The following is a 21,753-nucleotide window of genomic DNA, read 5'->3' on the forward strand; positions in this document are numbered from 1 at the left end:
CATTTTATAACTTCTCGTCGGGCCCAGATAGGGAACGGGGCTTTCTCAATCTTTTATATAATCTATACAAGAATATAACAATTACTATCTGACCTATATCTAGTTGCAATGTAGCAGCATGATTATAAATTATTTCAACAAGAAAAGGTAGCATTTGTATGTGTGGTCTCCATACATACCATATGAGGTAATAATTAAGATAGTTTAGAAATACAAAACTTATAGCAGATGCATCAATGATCATATTGTAATAATCATTTTTATAACCCGAAACCAATAAAATAGATATTATAAATATAATTAGTGCTATAAATGCAGAAAATGATACTCCTACTGGAATCGTGAGATTATATGTTACTCCACTACTTGCTCTATATACAAGCGGTTCATCTATTGGAACTAAGGGAGCCATGGAGAGTAATATTATTGTTAATATTATTGATCCTACTAGTACCCAAACATAATACTCAGAATTTTTCATAAGCGATAATGGGTATATAATAAATTATAACTTTATTCCTCAGCATTAAGCGTATCTATATAAAATCCTTTAGCAAGTTATTTCATGTAATGTCTACTACAAAAAAATTCTATGAACTTCAAGATCTAATTCTAGCTAAGATGTCATTAGAAAAGGTGAAATTACATATCGAAGAAAGAAAAGATAGAACTATATTCAAATGGGTCAAAAAGGAGCTAACTGGATTTTTCAGAAAATTTTCTAATGCGGAAAGGTTTAGAGATTTGGTAAATAGTATTAATAAGGGTCTAGAGGAGGAAAATTATGAGATAATACTTGAAAGCGTAAAAAGATCATTGGATATTATAGCGGATGAAATTGAAAAATACTATCAAGATTTACAGAAGATGTAATATTTGGATTATTCCTACTCTATTTATATACATAGTATATATGGCAACTAATATAATAATTATTGCAAATAATTTTCTTAAAGTTTGCCTTGGCGTTCTCGATGCAATCGTGGAGCCAGCATATCCGCCTATAACTCCTCCCACTAAGTATAATAAGCTTATTATGATATCCACATAACCATACACCGCGTATGTGATTGCTGCTGTAACTCCAAAAGTACCTACTGCGATTAATGATGTGCCTATAGCCCTAAGCATATCTAACCCAGTACTGAATAATAAGCCTGGTACTACTAGAAATCCTCCACCTATTCCGAAATAACCTGATGCAAACCCTACTAGAAATCCTACTGGGACTACCTTATTTATTTTTATCCTTTCACGGAGAGCCAGTCTATGAAAATCATTGCTTAATAAACTTCTATTAGGATTACATTTTGATCTCCACATTCTAATTGCAACAGCGATCATTAGAAAGCCGAAGAGAAATAATATCAGTGCACCTGACATTAAATGACTTAAATAAGCCCCTAATATATCCCCTACTACACCCGGAATTGTGAATACTATTCCCTCTAGCACTCTGACGTTCCCTCTCCTAAAATGCATATAGGAATTAATATAGGAATTAATACCAACTGCAAGTGCAGTAGTTCCTAAAGTAAGATGTGTTATGTAGCTGTACTCTGGTGTATTTGGTGAAATTCCATTTGCTAGACCAACAAAATACAATAGAAGCGGAATTGCAAGAATTGAACCTCCTCCTCCAATAAGACCCAGACTAAATCCTACTAATATTCCGGAAATAATAGAGAGTAAGTATTGTAATGGTGTAACGGCTATTTGAAATGTTGTGTCTCCAAACATAATAACTTAATCTAGTTTTAACTTTAAAAAGTTTATGAGTATGTAAAACTTTGTTAGTACTTTTAAACTAAACATAGTTAAATTTGCTGGTTTATTTATCCTGAATAAGTTTTAACAGTATATTGTAATATTATTATTTATGAAGAAATTATTAATTATTGACTGGCTGCATTATGTTCTGAGATTTAATATTGAACTTTTGTGTGAAATCAGAGTGGGATCTCGAATCCATGTGGACAGTAAGAGGGCCTTCCCAAGTACTCATATAATTTATCTATAATCTCTTCAGGAACAAGATAGTCGAACTGTTTGGAATATTCACAAGCTGTTTGCTTATCTATCCCAATATTAACTAGTAGTATCTCTATCACTCTATGAGCTTTTATTAGGAAATTTATACTTCTTGTTCCATTATTGGTAATCCACACTCCATCTTCTTTCTTTGCTACTAAACCTTTCTCTTCCAAATGCGACACTTCCTCAAAAACACTTGATGGGGCTATTTTTAGGTCCTTCGCGATTCTATTTATCTTAGCCCCTTCTCCCCCGTCATTATATCTTTTTATGGTAAGCAAATATGAGAGCTCTCTTCGTGATAAGTTAGACATCTATGAATCAACTCTCAATAAAAATAAATAAAGTTTTGTTTAAAATCATATAGTCGTGAAAGACAATATTTCCGCTCTTGTAACACCCTTTGATGATAAGGAAAATCTAAATATTGAAGCATTACAGCAATTATTGGATTTTTTAACTAAAGGTGGAATTAAGGACTTCTGGGTACTAGGGACTAGTGGCGAGTTTAATATGCTTTCTCAAGATGAAAAGATACTGATTGTTAGTAAAATACGTGAGATGACAAAAGGAAAAATCTATGTAGGTATTAATGAGAATTCAATCAAAAATAGTCTAATATTAGCTAAAAAATACTATGATATTGGTGTTGATTATATTTTTTCAGTACCACCTATTTATCATAAACCTTCAGAAAAAGGTTTAGTAATATATTTTAACGAGTTGCGTAATAAGGTAGATTTACCATTGTTCTTGTACAATATACCCTCGTTTACTGGATATAATGTTCCTCTTCATATAGTCGAGAAGCTAGCTGAAGAGTCAGTATTAGATGGTATGAAATACTCAACTACAGATTTTGTCTGTTTCTTAAAGTATCTGAAAAGCTTAAAAGGTATAAACAAGAACTTTAAGGTATTCATTGGAGAGGATAGGATGATCCTATCTGCTCTTATCTATGATGCTGATGGTGCAGTTTCTGGAATCTCTAATTTAGTTCCAGAATTGGTTACCAATTTATACGTGGAATTTGATAGAGGGAATATACAAAGGGCTATAGAAATTCAAAGAATCGTGAATAAATTAGTAGATGTAGTAAGTTTAGGTGATTTTCCGAGTGGAATTAAGATAGGTTTAAGATATAGGGGGATTAATGTTGGGAGTGTTAGGAAACCATTAATGGAGGATAGTAGAGCTGAAGGAGAAATATATAATGCGCTGAAAGAAATAGGTATATAGAGATGATGAAGGTCGATGGGAAATACTGGATAATGAAGAGAATTATCCCCGGCTGAGAGTTATGGATAACTTGGATCGCATTGCAGAAGAGGTAAGAAAATGTCAGAAGTGTAAATTATGGAATTACAGGAAAAATGCTGTACCTGGAGAGGGTAATGCTAAAGCTGAGATCATGTTCGTAGGAGAAGCGCCTGGAGAAAACGAGGACATTGAGGGTAAACCTTTTGTTGGGGCAGCTGGCAAACTTTTAACGAAACTTATAAATGACGTATTAGGTCTAAGCAGAGAGGATGTATTTATAACGAATTTAGTTAAATGTAGGCCTCCAAATAATAGGGATCCAGAAGAAGACGAAATAATTGCTTGTTCGCCGTACTTGCTTAGACAAATTGAATTGATAAGGCCCCGTATTATAATAACCTTAGGTAGGCATTCCACATCTTATCTATTCATGAAAATGAACCTAAAAATGGCATCCATCGGGAAAGTTAGAGGGAAGTTTTACCCTTGGAATGAATATGGATATAAGATTCTGGTATTTCCCACATATCATCCAGCTGCAGCTCTTTATAATCCACCTATTAAAAAAATACTAGAAGAAGATTTCAGAAAAGTTAGAGAAGCATTAAGTTCAAAACCTACTACTTTAGATAATTTCTTGTATGGATCTGGGAATAAAGGGGAAAAAGGTAATAGTGACAGCAGCAAGTAAAGGTATAGGTTTTGCTATCGCAAAACGTTTTTTAGAAGAAGGTGCGAAAATTATTATTTCATCTCATGATGAATCAAACCTAATAAATGCCTACAATAAACTAAAGGAGCTTCATGGTGAAAATGTAAGTTATATAAAAGCGGATTTGATGAATCCGAAAGAAGTTGAGTTTCTCATTCATGAAGGTTATAGAAGGCTTGGGGGATTGGATGTTTTAGCTTATGTTACTGGAAGTCCAAAACCTGGAAATTTATTTTCTTTATCAGATAAGGATTGGTTAGATGCGTTTAACTTACTACTACTCAGTGCAGTTGTTGCAGTTAGAGAAGCTGGTAATTTAATGCAAAATGGAGGTAGGATAATTCTATCTACGTCGATCACATTAAGACAACCTATTGATAATCTCGATTTATCAAATGTAGTTAGGCTTTCATTAGCAGGCTTGATAAAGGTTGCATCAAGGGAACTAGGACCTAAGGGAATTTTAGTAAATGGAGTAATGCCCGGTTGGACAAGGACGGAAAGATTGCTTCAAATAGTAAGAGAAAGAGCAATAAGGGAGAGTAAGAGTGAAGATGAAGTTCTTAAGGCAATTGTTGCGGATGTACCTCTAGGTAGAGCAGGGGAACCAGAAGAGATTGCTAACGTTGTAATATTTTTGGCGTCCAACCTTTCTACTTATGTTAACGGCACCTTAATACCAGTAGACGGAGGGAGCATAAAAGGAGTCTTTTAAGCATTTTTGCAGATAATACTCCGTATTTTCTTTATCAATAGATTAACGTGAAAGAAGCCCGCTAATGATTATATTTTATTCTGCTAAGTATTACCGTAGAGTGATCTGTAGTGAGGATTACTGAATTTTACGTGTCGAATTTTAGAAGTCTCAGTGAGGTGAATTTAAAGGATCTGGGTGGGTTTAACATAGTCGTTGGATATAACGGATATGGAAAGACTAATCTTCTTTCATCTATCTACTTGTTTATCAAAAATTTGTCAGCTGGAATAGAAAAAAGATCTGTAGAAGATAGGAATCAAGAGTTCATATTATTATGGCAAGGTTATGATGTTTCAAAACCTATTATGATAGGAGGAAAAGTGGAATTCTCGCCTGAAGAATCAAACAAAATTGTAGGTAAAAATCAAAAGATAACATTAGAGATAATAAATAAAATGAGATATAATAATAAGTTTGTTGAATGGAATTTGGATACTCTTTATATAAATGGATCTCCTCCAGGAGAGGATGATTTAAAGGTTGCGAGGAAGCTAGCTGAATATGCTTCACAAGCTATCGAATACGTGCCTATCTTTGATCAGACTTACTTTGATGAAACATTGAAGAGGATGACTGATATGAATAAGTCACCGATTAATTTAAGAAAGTACTGGTATGACTTTGTTAATTTGGTAGCTACTACAATCCCAGAAGTTAAAGGAATGGAGTTTTGGGATGGGAGAAGATTAGTACTTAATGTGTACAATTTGCCAATATATATAGATTTGGCGGCTAGTGGTTTCCAGAGAGTCATACTTATGTTATTCATAATCTGGCTTAGTGGGAATAAGATACTATTAATTGAAGAACCAGAAGTGAATATGCACCCAACACTTCAAGCGAAAATTATGAAATTAATTAAGAACTGGACAGATAATAATATATTACAGTCTTTCCTTACTACACATTCTCCATATATTGTGGAAATGTCAGCAGATACTTATATTGTTATGAGAAGAATTAACGGAAATTCAACTGCAATAACAGTAAAACCAACAACAGATCTAAGGGGAACTATAAGTTTACTTAACGCTAGCCTAAGTAGTATTTTGTTTAGTAGGATTATAATACTGACAAGTGAATTAGCTGAACCCTCTGTAATAGTGAACTGGTTAAAGAGGCTAAATATAAATGTAGAAGATAATGGGATATCTGTCTATAAAGTATCTTCCGACTTAGAATTACAGCATTGGCTCAAATTGAAAAATATGTTAAATCTGGACGTGATATTCCTTGGACTATGTGATAAGTTAGATATGACCTTAAAGGATTATTGTGTTCCTTTAAGTCGTGAGGTGGAGAATTTCTATAGCAAACAAGTCTTATTAGAGGTATTAAGGAGACTTGGTATATATCCAGATGAAAAAGAAATAAGAGATTTAGGCAAAGAAGAGAACTTAAGATGGATTGTAAATGTTTTGAGAAAAAGAGGTATAGAGTACGAGAAGCTTAGAATGTCTATAGGGGAACTTATAACTAATGCTGACACTATTGAAATACCTAAAGAAATAGAGATATTAGCAAATAAAATTAAATCCCTCCAAGCAACACTATAAATTATGGATCTTAATATCTTATTTGATATAGGCTTTCTCCTCATATTTATAGGAATAATTATTCTTTTCGTAGGTATGATACGTGAAGCTAATAAGTCTTCTGATAGGGATCAAAAAACACAAGTTGGTGGTGTAATTTTTATAGGTCCAATACCAATAGTGTTTGGTTCATCGAAAGGTATAGCTAAGTGGATGTTAATAGTGGCTATAATTCTATTCATCTTAATGATAATATTTTATATCTTATAGAATAGTTATAATAAAAAATTATTAATCTCTTTTATGTAATATTACGAGTATCGCTACAATGATTATGGTAATTATTATTGAAATAGTAAGTGAAATATTAGGATTAATTACTTTGAATGGTAACGTAGTATTAGTATAATTAAATACGTTAGGATAAGTCTCGAATGGATTTATATAGCTGTTGCCCACAAAATTTAAGCTAAAATATGGGATTTGCGTTGTTGAATTAATTATCTCAACTACTTCTTCTTTAATTAATGTTCCATTAGGAGCAAAATATAGAACTTGTTGCGCTTGGTTTTGCGAAATATTGTGAACATATTTATATGTAAGGAAGTTTCCGATTGGAGTAGAAACTTTGGTTTCTCCAACTAATGTGAATACATTATTATTCCACGTAATGTTTTTTGTACCTGCATTCACTATGAAACTGGTAGGTATTTTTTGTGGTTGATTTATGTATAAAACAAAATTTACTGAATCTCCCAATAATGAAGCAGGTAATACTAGTTGTTGTGCAGATCTTACTTGTATTTGGGTTATTTGTGATGCTATAGTATCATTGCCTAAAATAAGCGGATAACTTATTTGTAAATAGCCTTCAGGAATAAGAGAGTTTGATAACGAGGAGTAGTTGTATACTGCGTATAAATATGATTTATTCAAGAAGTTCATATATTGACTGTTTATTGCAGAATTAAGGGAAATTGTGGAGAGGTTTGAGAAGGACTCTAATATTAATTCTAAAGATCCATTATTTAATTTCGATACTATGCCATTTTCAAGTATATTTAGACTTATTTGTTGATTGTTTAAATTCGCTGAGTAGTTGTATGAGGTGTAATTTACCCCATTTATTAAACTGATGCTCTTACCTTTATAGACTAAGGCAATGGTCTCATTTGGCGTTATTATTCCATAAGAAGTATTATAGATTAGACTTTGTTCTATAAAAGGATAATAAATAGACAAAGGTTGATAAAACAAATTTAGACTGTATTCTCCTTTTTTAATATAAATATTATTTCCTAGTTTTAAAGTACCATTTGCGAAGTTCCCACTTATGTTGACATAAACAATATTTTGAACGAATCTAATCACTTGGTAAGTTAATGTATAATTGTAGATATGTGTTATTGTCTTATTTCCAACAGTAGTACTATTTATTAATTTTACAGCATATGTTAGTGAAGTAGGTATAGTTATACTATTAACCGTAGTGGTGTTGGCTTGCAGAATTACTAATGATCCTAAAATTCCCCACGTAATTATTAAGGCCAAGATTGCTATAGTATATGATCTCATACACAATACACCACAAATTACTTAATATTAACTTTTATCGTTATTTTATGGATAGGCCGCTCGTAGCTGTAGGTTGTCTTATTGTTGAAGAAAATAAGGTTCTACTAGTTAAAAGAAAAAATCCGCCAAATGCTGGGTTATGGGCAATACCAGGTGGCAAGGTAGAGTATGGCGAAACGTTAGAGGATGCATTAAAGAGAGAAATGAGGGAGGAAACTGGACTCGAAATAGCTGTAGGTAATATTTTATCTATCGTACAAGTGATAGATCAAGGTTATCATTATGTTATTCTAGACTTTGAGTGCAAACCAATAGGTGGGAAACTTAATGCTTCTAGTGATGCGTTAGAAGTAGAATATATACCTTTTAATAAACTAGAGAATATACCAACTACAAGAACTACCTATGAGATGTTAATTAAGTACCTTAAAGGAGAAAGGCCACCGTACTTCATCATTCAAATCTCCAGGTAGATTTATCCTTGCTATCGAGTATCCTCACTCCAGCTTTTAATAATTCCTCTCTTATCTTGTCAGAGATTTCGTATAATTTCATTTGTCTCAATTGATTTCTTATATCTACAACTGCGTCTATTATTTTATACATCTTCTCGTAGGTAGGATAGAACTCCTCATCCATTACTCCAAACACTTCATTGAATTGTTTAAGTGCTTCAAAAGCTAACATAGCACCTAGGAAATCTCTACTATACTGTAAAGTGGAGAATACTAATCTTACTATCTCGTGTACATACGATAAGGCAGTAGAAGTGTCAAAGTCGTTACTCATCGCCATATGAAAGCTATCTAAATTATTAAGTATCTCTCTGTATGTTTTGATATCGTCGTCCTTTGCATAGAATTTAGGCCCCTCAGATATTATGCCTCTAATTACTGCCATTGAATCTTTTATTCTCTGCAATGCGGATTTTGCTTGCTCTAAGGCTTCTTCAGAAAAGTCTATCGGTGACCTGTAATGAGAAGTTAAGTACCAATATCTTAAAACCGATGGTCCCCATTTCTTTATAGCCTCATTTAGCGGTATTATGTTTCCTAAAGATTTGCTCATTTTTTCTTTTCTTATAGTTACAAAGGCACTGTGAACCCAATATGAGACCCATTTTCCACCAGTTAATGTCTCAGTTTGTGCTCTTTCGTTTTCGTGATGTGGAAATATTAAATCAGCTCCTCCTCCATGAATGTCAAATCTCTCCCCTAGATATCTTGTTGACATAGTTGAACACTCAATGTGCCATCCAGGTCTTCCTTTACCCCAAGGTGATTCCCAATAAGGTTCACCAGGTTTCCATGCTTTCCATAATGCGAAATCATAAGAATGTTTTTTCTCCTTAACGAATTCTTCTCCTTGATTCCATTCTTCTTTTTTAGTGTTGGAAAGTTCCCCATAATTAGGATAAGTATCAACGTCAAAGTACACACTACCACTAGGTGCTACATATGCATGTCCCTTATCTATGAGTTTCTGTACGAAATCGATGATTTCTTTTATGTGCTGAGTTACGCGAGGGTGTATATCTATTTTTACCTTAAGCTGAGATAACATGTCTAAGTAATCTTTTGTGTAGTAATTAACAATCTCATTCCAATCTTTTCCAGTCTCTTGGGATTTTTTAATTATTTTATCATCAATATCTGTAATATTTTGAACCCTTATGACTGTATAACCTTTTAACCTTAGATATCTCGAAATTGCATCAAATACAACGAAAGTTCTTCCATGACCTATATGAACGTAATCATAGACTGTGGGACCACACACATACATTTTCACAAAATTTGGATCTATTGTATTAAATTCCTCTAACTTTCTACCGAGTGAATTATATATTCTAATTCTAAAATCCATTATTCACTCACACTAGTTCATTTTAAATAGTTTTGAAGTTAATTGCCTAGCTTTTGGTATGTTATAGAGTTTATCTGGTTTTTCATTAAGCTTTTTAGCTATTTCAAGTGACGTAACTCCCGCTAATGCAAGCAAACTAGAAATATTCTTTAAATCATTACTAAAATATGGCTTTATGACTATTGGGTTTAATACATCTTCAGTAATCTTGTCTATTTCTGAGCTTTCAATAATGACTGATACTAGGGAAGGTCCATGAACATAGCTTTCTATCTCATTATGGTTTATCTCTGGTATTTCGCCATAAAATGCAGGATGCTTAGCGTTCTCATTTATTTCTTGTTTGAATCTTTTTGCTATCGCCAAGTATTTTGACGAGTAAATTACAGGAATTCTATTTATTAGTAACTCAGCTAATCTTATGGCATCAGCCTTTATTTTTTCTTTAGCTTCCATTACCCCAAGTTTCAATTCCATCTCATTTATTTTGATACCTCTTCTTTTAGTAGTCATCTTTATTAGGGGTGTGAAAAGATATGGAAAAGCATATCTTGTCTGAAAACCCGAGGGTACCTTAACAAGTTTCAAATTCTTCTCCTTAGCAAACTTCTCAAGTATTCCGCCAGACGTTATTATTATAACTTCAGATCCAGCTTTTACCGCATTTTCCACATCAATTATTGTCTCTGTAGTAGTCCCAGAATAACTTACGGCTATTAATGTCTCTTTCCCCGTGAACTTTCTCCTAAATGAAAGTTCGACTCCTAAGATGTTTGCTATTTCTCCAACAATTCCGCTCCCGCCAATTCCGGAGAATACTATGTTATCGTTCTTAATTTCATGAGTGGAAATTTCAAATGCCTCATCAAACATTTTATCCCAGTTGAGGTAAATTTCATCCACCCTTTATCACCACAGATATAGACATAGATGGAGGATTTGAGGACATATTAACAGTTATCGTATCTATACCGAGCGATTTATTATTTTGTTTTAGAGCTATGATCATTTCCGAAATAGAGAATGCTAATGAATCTATAATATTTTCTATGTTTTCTGAAAGTTTACTTCTAGATACTATTGAGAAAACTGCTGGTTGTACTAAGTAACCGAAGATTGAGTTAACTCGCTGTGATATTTGAAAAGTGTAAGAGAGTACGTCGTCCCATCTCTTTTCATCGATACTTTTAGAGAAGTATTCGAACAAAGATTTGGATTTTGACAGTTGATTTTTTAAGAATCTCAAAAGATCTAACTCATTTATTCCTAGTTCGCTCTCATTTATTTTATTAAGCTCAGCTAAAGTATTATTTAATCTTTCAACAGCTTTCATGTGTTATATTTAGACCGTAAATATAATAAGGTTTCTGTGAATTTAATCAGTTATGGAGAAGCTCATTATTATAGGTGGTGGAGCTGCCGGGATGACTGCTGCCTCATGGGCTAGAAGGCTTAAGCTTAATATGGATATAACAGTCTTTGAATCCACTAAGATGGTCAGCCATGCGCCTTGTGGTATTCCCTATTTTACTGAAGGTCTTTTCGACGACGAAAACTTATTCATGACATATACTCCAGAATATTTTATTGAAAAGAGGAAGATAAACGTCAGAATAAATTCCAAGGTGGAGGAGGTAGATTTAAGATCTAGGACTGTCACAGTAAGAGAGAATCAAGAGATTAAGAAATACGAATTTGATTATCTATTAATTTCAACAGGAGCTAAACCTAGAAAGATAAATGCAGAGGGAGAAAGAATTTTTTACGTTCATCATCCTGCAGAAGCTTCTTACATAAGGCAAAAATTATGGAATGTTAATAAAATTGCGATAATTGGTGGGGGAATATTAGGGATAGAGATGGCGGAAGCATTAAGAGCTAGAGGAAAGAAACTTGTTTTGATTCATAGAGGGAAATATTTGCTCAATAAAATGCTAGATGAAGATATGGGTAGGATAATATCAGATAAGGTTGGAAGTGAAATAGAGCTAAAGTTAAATGAGACTCTGATGAACGTTACAGAAGGAGGAAGGGTCATAGTAACAGATAAAGGAAAATATGAGGTAGATGCTACTGTAGTTGCTATTGGAGTTGAGCCAAATATTGACCTAGTTAAAGATCAGTTAAAAATAGGGGAAACGGGCGCTATATGGACTGATAATCATATGAGAACGAGCATCGAAAATGTTTATGCAGCTGGAGACTCGGCAGAATCAATAAATATTATTACAAAAAAACCTGATTGGGTTCCCTTTGCTCCAGTAGCTAATAAAATGGGTTTCGTAGCTGGAAATAACATTGGTGGTAAAGATATAACGTTCCCTGGAGTAATAGGGACGATGATCACTAAATTTGAGGAATATATTATAGCCAAGACTGGTATTACCGAGAATGAAGCCAAACTGCATAACATTAAAACAGTTTCAGCTACAGTTCATCATAAGACTAGGGCTAGATACTATCCTGGATCAAAAGATATCATAGTGAAGTTAATCGCTGAGGCTAATACTATGCGAATAATAGGTGCACAAATTATAGGAGAAGAGGAGGTTCTAGGAAGATTAAATATGATGGCAGCAATTATTCAAAAAGGGTTTACTGCAGAGGAGTTATTTTTCGTGGAAACTGGGTATGTTCCGCCTGTAAATAGGGTATGGGATGCGGTTACTTTAGCAGCGAGAAAACTATATACTGGCATTAGCGGGGAATAGATCTAAGCTTTTCGAATCTTCTTTGAGTATTACCTCATATTTAAATATTACCATAATAAAATATGATATGAAAGATGGCTAAAAGGTTAGAGCTTCAAGTATTACTAAAGGATATAATCTCAAATTATATTGTGAACTATTTAACCTCTTACAGCAGTATAACTGCTGGGGTAGATAATCTAGTTGGAGAGGAAGATAGTAGTGGTATTTTGATTTCTCCTTTAAATGAGTTTATTAGGGTTGTCAGTGCTAAATCTGGTCAATCTTTAATTTATTCGTTAGATGGAAGTAGTAGAAGTTTTATCTCATCTAAAGGTATTATTAGCGTTGCATCTGTTGTAGTTTCATCAAATATTTCTCCTATTTTTGGAGTATATCCTCCCATTTCTGGTTATCCAGAATTGGATTTGAGAAAGCCCTTTTTGGCGTTAGCCTCTTCAGCGCATCAAAGTCCCTTATTACCCTTCTTTTACACTTCCGAATACGTTACAACCTTATCTTTAGACGGTTCCTTCTTTACTTCAGTAAATTCGCCAGAAGAAATAGAGACTGAAATAAGGACTATTCTTGAAACTGAGGCTCTTAAAAAAATACCAAATGAGGGTTCTATTTTGCTAGATGGTCCCTTAATACCCCCGTTGATTTTCTTGAGAAATAAGGTTAGAGATGATGTATTGAATTTACGTTTAGAAGCTATAAGGGGAAGGAATGTGATAGGTATTGTTAAAAGGTTAGATAAAAGCCGATTGTTAATTTCTAGTCTCTACAAATTATCCTCTAAATTTGTGGAAAAATTTAGAATTGATCCAAGGAGATATTTCAGTGATGAATCGTTTATACTTGATTTAATCAAAGCTAATTTATCACCTCCTTATTCTCCAATATCTTTAGGTCCAATACTAAGAAATATAGGTAGCACACCAGTCTACGTTAATTATCTGATTTATCCTCTTCATCCTTACGTTTATAAATTTGCTGTATTGAGGGTAGAGAGTCTAAATAATGATTCTAGAGTTATAGATCAATTATCTTCATTAAAGTTTACTAAAGACGGTATCCCATTTGTTCTCGCAATCGCCGATAGAACTGCAAAGGAGATAACAAACGCCATATTAAAGATTGTTATGACCTCATTAGAGACAATGGGATTACAGGCTAGTTTTTACAGCAAGATTGAGCAGGTGAGAATTTGAGCTCAGATGTTTCGCTATACAACGATATAAAAGATAAGATATCTAAGGCAAGAGCACTAGCCATAACGTTAGGTGATTTGGTAGGAAAAGTATCTAGGTATGTACCTAGCAGAATTGATGAGGAAAACAATTTAGTTAACGTAACTATAGATCCTCAAACTTACTATAAGTATCCTTTTCTAGGTAAGATAGGTATCTTTTTAGGAGCTATAGATATAAAGACACTGTACTTTGTTTTGTTAAGAGTTATAGGTTATGAAAGAAGCGACGCATCTTCTTTATTTAGTGGGGATTCCAATGTATTGAATAATATAGGATTAAGTGATGATGAACCTGGATCATTAATAACTAATGTTACTCTAAAATGCGAAATGCTTACTAAGGTAGATTTCCTTTCTTCTTCTGAGCCAGATGCTGCGGATATTATATTAGAACCACAATCTCCCGTGATAATTCCTAAGCCGGAAGTTATAGAGAGATCTTTGGGTACTACTAGAGGTTTATTGAGATTAGGATTTTTAGATATTGCGTATAGTAAGGTTAGAGTAAGTACAAGTCTTGATGATCTGAATTTCCACATGCTTATATTAGGCACCACGGGAGCAGGCAAAACTTCTTTCATAAAAGATTTAATAGCTGGACTTAATGTAATTAATGAAGAAGGTAGTAAGATCTTTATCCTTGATGCGACTGGTGATTACTATCATATTTTCCTTCCTCCTGACAAATCTGATAAGATGGTTATGAGGGGCGTAGAGGAATTTAATCAACTTTATAGCGCAATAGTTAAGGGTATCAATCTCGACATTATTTATCCCATCAGTAAATCATGGGTAAAAAAGTATCTTGGTGGTGCTAAATCCGCTGGATCAATAGCGAAAGTATACTTAGATATGTTTGTGAAACCAATTCTCAACTATTTGAGTAATAAGGGTATTTCCTTATATACTTCCATAATAAACAATAAGATTATTATTTCCAATGCAGAATGGACATCTCAAGTTACAATTTATCCATTTTATTTTAGATTTAGAGATGTTAAGACAATTTTACATAGGCTCAATCCTTATTTCACTGAGCAAGCGTCACATTTTATAAAAATTATGATAAGAAAAAAGGGGAAAGATATCAAAAAGCTAGAAGATTTAATAGATTTATTTAACGAGAATAGCCTGGAAGGCGTTGAAATTCATAGAAGCACAAGGGAAAACATTGTTAGAGGTTTATATTTGCTCAAGGAAACCCAACTTTTTGATGTGGGTGTAGAGAGGTTTCCATTAAGCAAGATTCTTAAAGACTCTTTATCATCAACACTAGTTTTTGATCTATACAATAGTGAGCTTGATGATTTCTCTCAGAAAATCTTAACATATTATTTCCTAGACCGCTTATTTGAATTTAGAGAAAGGCAAATGCGAAGTGGAAACGTTAAAGGAAGAAACGTGATAATTATTGATGAAGCTCATAGGTTTTTTCCATCGTCTAAAGGAGGTGAGGAGGATACTAACTATATTAGAAGAGTAGCTGGCAAAATAGCTACCATGATGAGATTGGGTAGGAGGAGGAAAATCGGTTTCGTATTTGCTACTCACAATCCTAATGACTTAAGTGATATAATTATACAGTTAGCAAATACTAAGATTATATTTAGAATTAAGTCAGAAGTAGCTGAAACTCTAGGTCTATCTAAGACTGAGGCTAAAATATTAAACTGGGAGAGAAATGGTGTAGCCTATTTGCTTACGCCTTGGCTTAGAGAAGGTAAAATTAAGATAAAAACTGCGGTACCTCCTCCGTTAGGTCATTACGATTTGTCTAAAACATAAATACTATCGTTATAAGTTAAACTAGTGGAGTCAAACTTAGAAGATCTTGTAAATATGTTAAAGAGAAAGAAAGAGAAGGAAGTTGTTATAGAATTTTTGAAAACTATTAGGAAATACTTACCACCCTCGGACGATTTTTCTATAACGTTATGGAAATCAGGGATTTATGAATATATACTAGATAGGAATGGCGTAGCAATTATGAGAATAGCTGAAGATGAGTATTTACCTTATATGTCAGCATATGAGAAAAGAATGGACTACTCACAACTCCCCGATAATCTTATAAACAACCTTGATTGGAAAGGAATTTTAAGGCAACTAAGGGATATAGCCTTAGAATACGCAAAAAGAGATAAAAGTTTTGACAAGATAGCTGATATGATTAATCATGTCATACTTGAAAATCTCTGATACTGCTGTTGAAACATTTAGATTTATCCATTATGAACAATCCAATTTTTTAAATAGACTACATGGGGGTGATATGCTGTTCTTTCTGGTGGAGGCTGGGATGTTGTCTGCTACGAAGGTTGCGATGGGTACTACTGTTTTAGCCTCACTTGACGATGTAGTATTCAAAAAACCAGTTAAATTAGGTGATATAGTCAAAGTGAGGGCTGAAACGGTATATGTGGGTAATACTTCGCTTGAAGTAGAAATCAGTGCATTTGATAGAGATGAAGAGGTAGTTTCAGCTTACGCTACATATGTCAAAGTTGATGATTTGTTAAGACCTGCTCTAGTTAACGTAAAGATCATAGCAGAAACTGGTGATGATAGGAAGAAAATGGATGAGGCTAAAAGAAGAAGAGAGAATAGGCTATCTAAAATACTAAATAGACAGAATATGAGGTTTTATGTAGAGGATATTACTGATGGATTAAGGTATAGGATAAGTAATGTGGTTCACGTATCGCCAGAGTTAACATATGATGGAAGAATAATGTCGGCAGGTAAATTACTGAAACTTATGGATGATCTTGGAGGGATAATCTGCTTAAATTATATAAACTATAGTAGCAAGGGTCTTTATGATAATTTTAACGCCGTAGTTACAGTAGCAGTAAAGGGATTAGCGTTTTACTCTCCCATAAGACTTAACGATATTGTAACAATAAGAGGGGGGCTCATTTATGTAGGCAATACCTCCGCTGATATTCTCATTAACGTAATTAGAGAAGATGTAAATGGTAAAAAGGAACACGTAACCACTGCTTATTTTACGTATGTCAGAGTTGATAAAGAAGGGAAACCCATTAAAATGCCAGCATATATACCCGTTACGGAAAGAGAAAAAAGACTTTATGAAGAAGCACTAGTACGTAGAGGTTTGCGTAAATAAATATATAGTAGGAATAACGAAAGTGCAAAGGAATAGAATGAAATTTGATACCCAGATACTATATTGTTAGAAGAACCCGATAAAAATCCTCCAACAACATTTGCTATATCTTTACTAACGTTGAATATTCCAATAATAGTTGCCTTATTTCTCTTCAATCCCTTTATTAACAGTGTGAAGAAAGAGATGTTATATATTGGAAATAGAGGACCAAAAACTAAGAACAATAACATTGTCCCTTCATATATTTTCAATCCCATAAGAATTATGTAAACTAATGATAAAACTATCAATGATCTGGCAAACGTCACTAACAGCATAAAGTATTCTTCCCTTCCTTTAACCACACTAATTCCTTTGCTGTAAATCACCTCTTCTATTAAATAAAGGAAAGTATAACTGAGGAATATAATGTAAGATGGATTCAACATTAAATAGTTTAATGGCACGAATAAGGTATAGAATATTTCAGCTGCCATATTAAACCAGAAATAAGAAACAAGTGGAATGAATAAAATTCTAAGCAATTTGTTTCTATCAACCGCATCGTAATTAATCCCTCCATCATATTTAGGAATATGAATTACGTTGAAGATAAGGGAAACTGAGAAGAATATAAGGATGAGGTAATCATTATGATAAAAAGCGGAAAGTAAACTGCCCGTAACGTTTCCAGCTAATGAAATTTGCGATAATCTAGTATTTTCTAAAACTAACTTTTCTTGTGGGGTGGTTTCAAGCAATATTGCAGAGTATATAGGGCCATCTAATGCTGAAACGAATCCGCTTAGTTCATAAGCTATTAATTTATTATAGTGATATATTAGGCCAATAGCTATGCCAAATAACGAGAGCACCACTGCATACTCCTTTCTCAACCTCGTCTTATCGATTAGATAACCCCATACGTAGGATCCTAATGCATTTAACGCATTATAGATCCCTGTAACTACACCCAGTAAGATCAGTGATTTAGTCTCGCTGTAAAACTCTACTGGGAATAGTAGGCCTATCATTGTGAAGCTTGTTATGATAAAGTATTGTCCCATATACTTTCTAATCACAATATCTGAACTTGTGAAGCAAAACGTTAATAAGAGATATGGTAATGTCTTATCATATGAGGTTTAAAGATAAAGTTATCCTTATAACTGGAGGTACTAGAGGGATCGGAAGGGCAATTACGGAAGCGTTTTTAAGAGAGGGTGGATTGCCATTAGTCCTTTATAATTCTGCTGAGAATGAAGCTAAAAAACTAAAAGAAAAAGGAGTTTTCACAATAAAATGTGATATAGGAAACAGAGAAGAAGTTAAAGAGGCTAAAAGGTTAGTTGAGAAGGAATTTGGGAAGGTTAATGTAATAGTTAATAACGCGGGAGTAATGCTTTTGATGTCATTTGAGGAGTTTGATGAGGAGAAATATAACAAGATGTTAAGAATTAATTTAAACGGTGTGATATATATCACTTATGAGTTTCTTCCCTTATTAAAGGTATCAAAAAATGGTGCAATAGTTAATATAGCTTCAAATGCGGGTATTGGAACTGCAGCTGAAGGTACTACATTTTACGCAATAACCAAAGCAGGCGTTATAATTCTTACAAGAAGACTAGCCTTCGAGTTAGGAAAATATGGGATAAGAGTTAACGCTGTAGCACCAGGTTGGGTAGAAACAGATATGACATTGTCTGGAAAAAGCCAAGAAGAGGCTGAGAAATTGAAGGAGTTATTCAGGAATAAGACAGTTCTAAAAACTACTGGAAAGCCAGATGATATAGCAAATATCGTATTGTTCTTAGCGAGTAATGAAGCTAGATATATTACTGGGCAAGTCATAGTTGCCGATGGAGGGAGAATAGATAATTTAACTCATTCGTTATAATCTTCTAGATGTGAGGATAGTTAGTTGGAATATTAATGGTATACGATCAGCTTTAAAGAAGAATTTATTGGATTTCATAGAAAATAATATGTTCGAAATTGTAATGTTTCAAGAAACTAGAGGTGATATAGTTCCCCTTGATTTTATTATGATGGGTTATGAAGTAATTTCATTTCCAGCTAAGAGAAAAGGATATAGTGGGGTAATGACATTAACTAAGATAAAACCCATAAATGTGATTAAAGGTCTCCAAATTAAGGAATTCGATGATGAAGGGAGAACGATTACTTTGGAATTAAAGGACTTCTATGTAGTTAATGCGTATTTTCCTAGGGCCGGAGATAACTTACAAAGGCTTGATTTTAAACTCAGATTTAATAATGAAATTGAGAACTTTGTTCTTAAATTAAGAAAAGTTAAACCGGTGATACTTTGTGGAGATTTCAACATTGCACATCAGAGCATTGATGGGGCTTTTTCTGATCCAACAATTCCCGGACTTACACCACAAGAGAGAGCTTGGTTCTCTCATTTTCTCTCTTTAGGTTTTATAGATACTTTTAGATATCTACATCCAAATGATAGAAAATACAGTTGGTGGAGCTATATTGGAAATGCTAGAGAAAAGAATTTGGGACTAAGATTAGATTATTGTATAGTATCGGAAGACTTAAAAGACAGAATAAAAGCGGCTGATATTTTGATAGATGTGCAAGGTTCAGATCATGCACCTATTATCTTAGAACTAGTGTAAGTTATATTCTATAGTAGTATAGATGGTTCTAGCGTTAGTTCTTTGTAATAACATATCATACAAAAGGTTAACTAACCATGATGGTATATTATTTATTTTAGGCAGTATAATGTACTGCCTAGCGAGTTTTAGATAATTTAAGTAATTTCCTCTGCCCATTTGAAATTCTTCTATTGCTTTTTCTATTATCTCATAATACTCTTTAGGATATACGTAGCTATCGAATAGAAGCTTATAGCCAGTTGCGCCTAAGGCAAATACATCCATACTAGGTAATGCCCCTTTATTCTTTAGCATTGCAGCTTCTATTTGATCAATAGGGCAATAGAATTCTGTAAATTCAGTTACACTTTCACCTATTCTTCTAGCTGATCCTAAGTCTCCTAATTTGACTATAACTTTACCAGTAATTAAGTTACTAAGTATTTCTTTCTCTTCATTACCAGGAAATTTACTGAAATAGATATTTTGTGGCTTTATATCTAAATGAACATAACCAGATGAATGAATAACATCTAATGCCTTTGCAACATCTTTAATTATTATAGCTACTATTTTATACCAATATTTACTTTTCCTTATATTTATAAATTGTAGAGCATTACCGCCCTCCATTAATTCCATTACTATATAAGGCGGTCTAGTGAGGTAAAGATAACTATCCCCTTTCTCCATTTTCATTATATTGCTAATATCTATTTCACTAATCACAAATAATTGTACTACGTTTTGGGTCTTGCTTCCAATCTCTTGTAAATTTATGAATTCTTTACTAAGATAAAATATTACATTATTAGCATCACTCCTAGTCTGTCCAGGAACGCTTTTGCCAATCTTCGGGATTTTCATCGCATATAATGTATTTCCCCTTCTGACTTTTAACACGTACGAGCTTCCGCCTATGGCTATTAAATCAATAACTTCATAATCATTTATCTTGTTTCCTATCCATAATTTTGGATCCCAATTGCTAATATCTGGTATCTTATTAATCTTTGTGAAATAAATTTCTAATAAATTATTACTTATAATTCCACTTCTCGGCTTGGGTATATATGTACTATATCCTTCTAAAACATTATCAACATAGAAACTGGGGTTCTCCTTGTTGACTTTTACTTTCGCTTGAGATCCTGAGAAAGTGTATTTTTGTCCCTCAATGTTAATGTGCCACTTTAAATTATCTGGCAAGCCATAGACTTTTATTAAGACTGTCCTTGGGTTTACCCTCCACACTAATAATTGTGCAATATTACCTAGTTCATAGAATCCTATTAAAACCCAGTTCATTAGAAATTTTGGAATCAATTCTACTAGAAAGAGATCACATGCATACAATATGATATAAGATGTAGATAACGTAATGGCTAAAATTCCATATTTTTTTAGCGTCTTGTATTTATAAGCCTTATAAAGGAATATAGAACCTAATAAATAAGATATTGCAGAAAGTGGTAATAAAGAAGGCTTCAATATAAAAGGAGAGTATAACGTAAATGTATAAAGTATTCCAGCTAATGTAGAATATCCAATTGAAGAAAGTGAGCCTAAGGCTATCCCATATAATATATATCCAAGAACGGGAATGATAGTAGAGACCAATATGCCATATCTAGCAAGGACGAATCTTACTTCATTTCCTTTTATCCCTCGTCTCATTATTTTCGTGTATGAGCTATAAGTTAAAAATCCTTATTATCGTCCTTGAATGAAATTGACAGGAATGAAATATTCCAAATAATTATTTTCCATCAGATGATTAGGTCTTATTATTCTTTAGGTTCATAATGGTAATGGTATATTTATTTGTCCAAGTAAAAATTAACGCAACATATTTCCCTTTAAATTTTTGTGTCTAAGTAAAATTTATTAATCGAAAGTTAAGAGTGGTAATATCGAAAGAAAGCAGGTCTTTGTAAGGGAAACTTCTGGCCTCATAAAGCAAGTATCCCTTACTGATGCGGTAATGCTCAATTTAGCTAACATGTCAATAGGCATAGCCTTGTTCCAATCCATATCTCCATACATAACACAAGGTGGAGTACTATGGATAGCATCATTGATAGGTATGTTTTTAGCGTTATCCCAAGCGCTAGTTTATACCATATTCAATAGGAAAATTGGTAGAACTGGTGGGGATTACGTATGGATTTCAAGGAGTCTAGGTGGGACAATTGGCACAATTTTCGCAGTAGCATATTTTTTGTAGTAGCTTCCTGAAAATGACGCATAGTAGATAATGTTTAGTTTTTTCAATGTAGAATTTAAGGTGTATTTATACTGTATATGCTTAGACTATTTAC

The 21,753-nt window shown here is 33.4% G+C and carries 23 protein-coding genes and 1 pseudogene; 15 read left to right on the top strand and 9 right to left on the bottom strand.

The window, feature by feature from the left end:
• Positions 1–4: 4 nt before the first annotated feature.
• Entirely contained in the window at positions 5–481 is a 477-nt protein-coding gene (locus GFS03_RS01945) for a hypothetical protein (protein ID WP_153422254.1), read from the bottom strand.
• A gap of 89 nt (positions 482–570) precedes the next feature.
• On the opposite strand from GFS03_RS01945, the gene GFS03_RS01950 reads away from it, so the two are divergent.
• Positions 571–873 carry a hypothetical protein gene (locus GFS03_RS01950; protein ID WP_153422255.1) on the top strand — a complete coding sequence of 101 codons (303 nt, stop codon included), beginning with the start codon at positions 571–573 and terminating at the stop codon, positions 871–873.
• Here the strand turns inward: GFS03_RS01950 and GFS03_RS01955 are convergent.
• Both GFS03_RS01955 and GFS03_RS01960 read right to left on the bottom strand, forming a co-directional pair.
• Positions 859–1,740 (bottom strand): sulfite exporter TauE/SafE family protein, encoded by an 882-nt coding sequence (locus GFS03_RS01955; protein ID WP_153422256.1) that lies wholly within the window; start codon positions 1,738–1,740, stop codon positions 859–861. The two genes, GFS03_RS01950 and GFS03_RS01955, sit on opposite strands and share 15 nt — an antisense overlap.
• A gap of 209 nt (positions 1,741–1,949) precedes the next feature.
• Positions 1,950–2,348: a metal-dependent transcriptional regulator gene (locus GFS03_RS01960; RefSeq protein WP_153422257.1), complete on the bottom strand. Its 399-nt coding sequence runs from the start codon at positions 2,346–2,348 to the stop codon at positions 1,950–1,952.
• A 55-nt stretch (positions 2,349–2,403) separates the two neighbouring features.
• Between GFS03_RS01960 and GFS03_RS01965 the strand changes: the two genes are divergently transcribed.
• The 5 genes from GFS03_RS01965 to GFS03_RS01985 all read left to right on the top strand — a co-directional run bounded on the left by GFS03_RS01965 (position 2,404) and on the right by GFS03_RS01985 (position 6,568).
• Positions 2,404–3,273, top strand: coding sequence for a dihydrodipicolinate synthase family protein (locus GFS03_RS01965; protein WP_153422258.1), 870 nt, complete (start codon positions 2,404–2,406; stop codon positions 3,271–3,273).
• Between the two features lie 61 nt (positions 3,274–3,334).
• Positions 3,335–3,985: a type-4 uracil-DNA glycosylase gene (udg, locus tag GFS03_RS01970; RefSeq protein ID WP_153422259.1), complete on the top strand. Its 651-nt coding sequence runs from the start codon at positions 3,335–3,337 to the stop codon at positions 3,983–3,985.
• Positions 3,936–4,721, top strand: coding sequence for an SDR family oxidoreductase (locus GFS03_RS01975; protein ID WP_153422260.1), 786 nt, complete (start codon positions 3,936–3,938; stop codon positions 4,719–4,721). The genes udg and GFS03_RS01975 overlap by 50 nt, the downstream gene beginning before the upstream one ends.
• Before the next feature lie 110 nt (positions 4,722–4,831).
• The gene (locus GFS03_RS01980; RefSeq protein WP_153422261.1) at positions 4,832–6,319 is read left to right on the top strand and encodes an ATP-dependent nuclease; all 1,488 of its coding nucleotides are present in this window, start codon (positions 4,832–4,834) and stop codon (positions 6,317–6,319) included.
• A 3-nt stretch (positions 6,320–6,322) separates the two neighbouring features.
• Entirely contained in the window at positions 6,323–6,568 is a 246-nt protein-coding gene (locus GFS03_RS01985; protein WP_153422262.1) for a TIGR00304 family membrane protein, read from the top strand.
• Positions 6,569–6,589: 21 nt separating this feature from the next.
• Here GFS03_RS01985 and GFS03_RS01990 read toward each other — a convergent pair whose 3' ends face one another.
• On the bottom strand, positions 6,590–7,873 hold the full coding sequence (locus tag GFS03_RS01990; protein ID WP_153422263.1) for a hypothetical protein: 1,284 nt from the start codon (positions 7,871–7,873) through the stop codon (positions 6,590–6,592).
• Between the two features lie 47 nt (positions 7,874–7,920).
• On the opposite strand from GFS03_RS01990, the gene GFS03_RS01995 reads away from it, so the two are divergent.
• Positions 7,921–8,346, top strand: coding sequence for an NUDIX hydrolase (locus GFS03_RS01995; RefSeq protein WP_153422264.1), 426 nt, complete (start codon positions 7,921–7,923; stop codon positions 8,344–8,346).
• On the opposite strand, the gene cysS is transcribed toward GFS03_RS01995, so the two are convergent.
• From cysS to GFS03_RS02010, 3 genes are read right to left on the bottom strand one after another with little or no spacing between them, the layout of a single operon-like run.
• Positions 8,327–9,739 carry a cysteine--tRNA ligase gene (cysS, locus tag GFS03_RS02000; protein ID WP_153422265.1) on the bottom strand — a complete coding sequence of 471 codons (1,413 nt, stop codon included), beginning with the start codon at positions 9,737–9,739 and terminating at the stop codon, positions 8,327–8,329. The genes GFS03_RS01995 and cysS overlap by 20 nt on opposite strands.
• 12 nt (positions 9,740–9,751) lie before the next feature.
• Positions 9,752–10,642 (bottom strand): bifunctional phosphoglucose/phosphomannose isomerase, encoded by an 891-nt coding sequence (locus GFS03_RS02005; protein ID WP_153422266.1) that lies wholly within the window; start codon positions 10,640–10,642, stop codon positions 9,752–9,754.
• Entirely contained in the window at positions 10,635–11,072 is a 438-nt protein-coding gene (locus GFS03_RS02010; protein ID WP_153422267.1) for a hypothetical protein, read from the bottom strand. Before GFS03_RS02010 ends, GFS03_RS02005 begins: the two co-directional genes overlap by 8 nt.
• A 52-nt stretch (positions 11,073–11,124) precedes the next feature.
• Here GFS03_RS02010 and cdr point away from each other — a divergent pair, with 52 nt between their 5' ends.
• The 5 genes from cdr to GFS03_RS02035 all read left to right on the top strand — a co-directional run bounded on the left by cdr (position 11,125) and on the right by GFS03_RS02035 (position 16,814).
• Entirely contained in the window at positions 11,125–12,450 is a 1,326-nt protein-coding gene (cdr, locus tag GFS03_RS02015) for a CoA-disulfide reductase (protein WP_153422268.1), read from the top strand.
• Positions 12,451–12,524: 74 nt separating this feature from the next.
• Positions 12,525–13,643 carry a DNA double-strand break repair nuclease NurA gene (locus GFS03_RS02020; RefSeq protein WP_153422269.1) on the top strand — a complete coding sequence of 373 codons (1,119 nt, stop codon included), beginning with the start codon at positions 12,525–12,527 and terminating at the stop codon, positions 13,641–13,643.
• Positions 13,640–15,469, top strand: coding sequence for an ATP-binding protein (locus GFS03_RS02025; RefSeq protein WP_153422270.1), 1,830 nt, complete (start codon positions 13,640–13,642; stop codon positions 15,467–15,469). Before GFS03_RS02020 ends, GFS03_RS02025 begins: the two co-directional genes overlap by 4 nt.
• A gap of 24 nt (positions 15,470–15,493) precedes the next feature.
• Entirely contained in the window at positions 15,494–15,883 is a 390-nt protein-coding gene (locus tag GFS03_RS02030) for a hypothetical protein (RefSeq protein WP_153422271.1), read from the top strand.
• Positions 15,861–16,814, top strand: coding sequence for an acyl-CoA thioesterase (locus tag GFS03_RS02035; RefSeq protein WP_153422272.1), 954 nt, complete (start codon positions 15,861–15,863; stop codon positions 16,812–16,814). The genes GFS03_RS02030 and GFS03_RS02035 overlap by 23 nt, the downstream gene beginning before the upstream one ends.
• On the opposite strand, the gene GFS03_RS02040 is transcribed toward GFS03_RS02035, so the two are convergent.
• Positions 16,775–17,863, bottom strand: coding sequence for an MFS transporter (locus GFS03_RS02040; protein WP_181443790.1), 1,089 nt, complete (start codon positions 17,861–17,863; stop codon positions 16,775–16,777). The two genes, GFS03_RS02035 and GFS03_RS02040, sit on opposite strands and share 40 nt — an antisense overlap.
• A 53-nt stretch (positions 17,864–17,916) precedes the next feature.
• Between GFS03_RS02040 and GFS03_RS02045 the strand changes: the two genes are divergently transcribed.
• Both GFS03_RS02045 and GFS03_RS02050 read left to right on the top strand, forming a co-directional pair.
• A complete protein-coding gene (locus GFS03_RS02045) occupies positions 17,917–18,696 on the top strand; it encodes an SDR family oxidoreductase (RefSeq protein WP_153422274.1) in 780 nt (259 codons plus the stop codon).
• Positions 18,697–18,706: 10 nt separating this feature from the next.
• Positions 18,707–19,450: an exodeoxyribonuclease III gene (locus GFS03_RS02050; RefSeq protein WP_153422275.1), complete on the top strand. Its 744-nt coding sequence runs from the start codon at positions 18,707–18,709 to the stop codon at positions 19,448–19,450.
• Here GFS03_RS02050 and GFS03_RS02055 read toward each other — a convergent pair.
• On the bottom strand, positions 19,442–21,109 hold the full coding sequence (locus tag GFS03_RS02055) for a protein kinase domain-containing protein (RefSeq protein WP_153422276.1): 1,668 nt from the start codon (positions 21,107–21,109) through the stop codon (positions 19,442–19,444). The genes GFS03_RS02050 and GFS03_RS02055 overlap by 9 nt on opposite strands.
• A 235-nt stretch (positions 21,110–21,344) precedes the next feature.
• Between GFS03_RS02055 and GFS03_RS02060 the strand changes: the two are divergent.
• Positions 21,345–21,650, top strand: a pseudogene (locus GFS03_RS02060) (amino acid permease); the annotation flags it as partial.
• Positions 21,651–21,753: the final 103 nt, after the last annotated feature.

It is taken from the genome of Sulfolobus sp. E5-1-F, from assembly GCF_009601705.1.
In the GTDB taxonomy this organism is placed as follows: Archaea; Thermoproteota; Thermoprotei_A; order Sulfolobales; family Sulfolobaceae; genus Saccharolobus.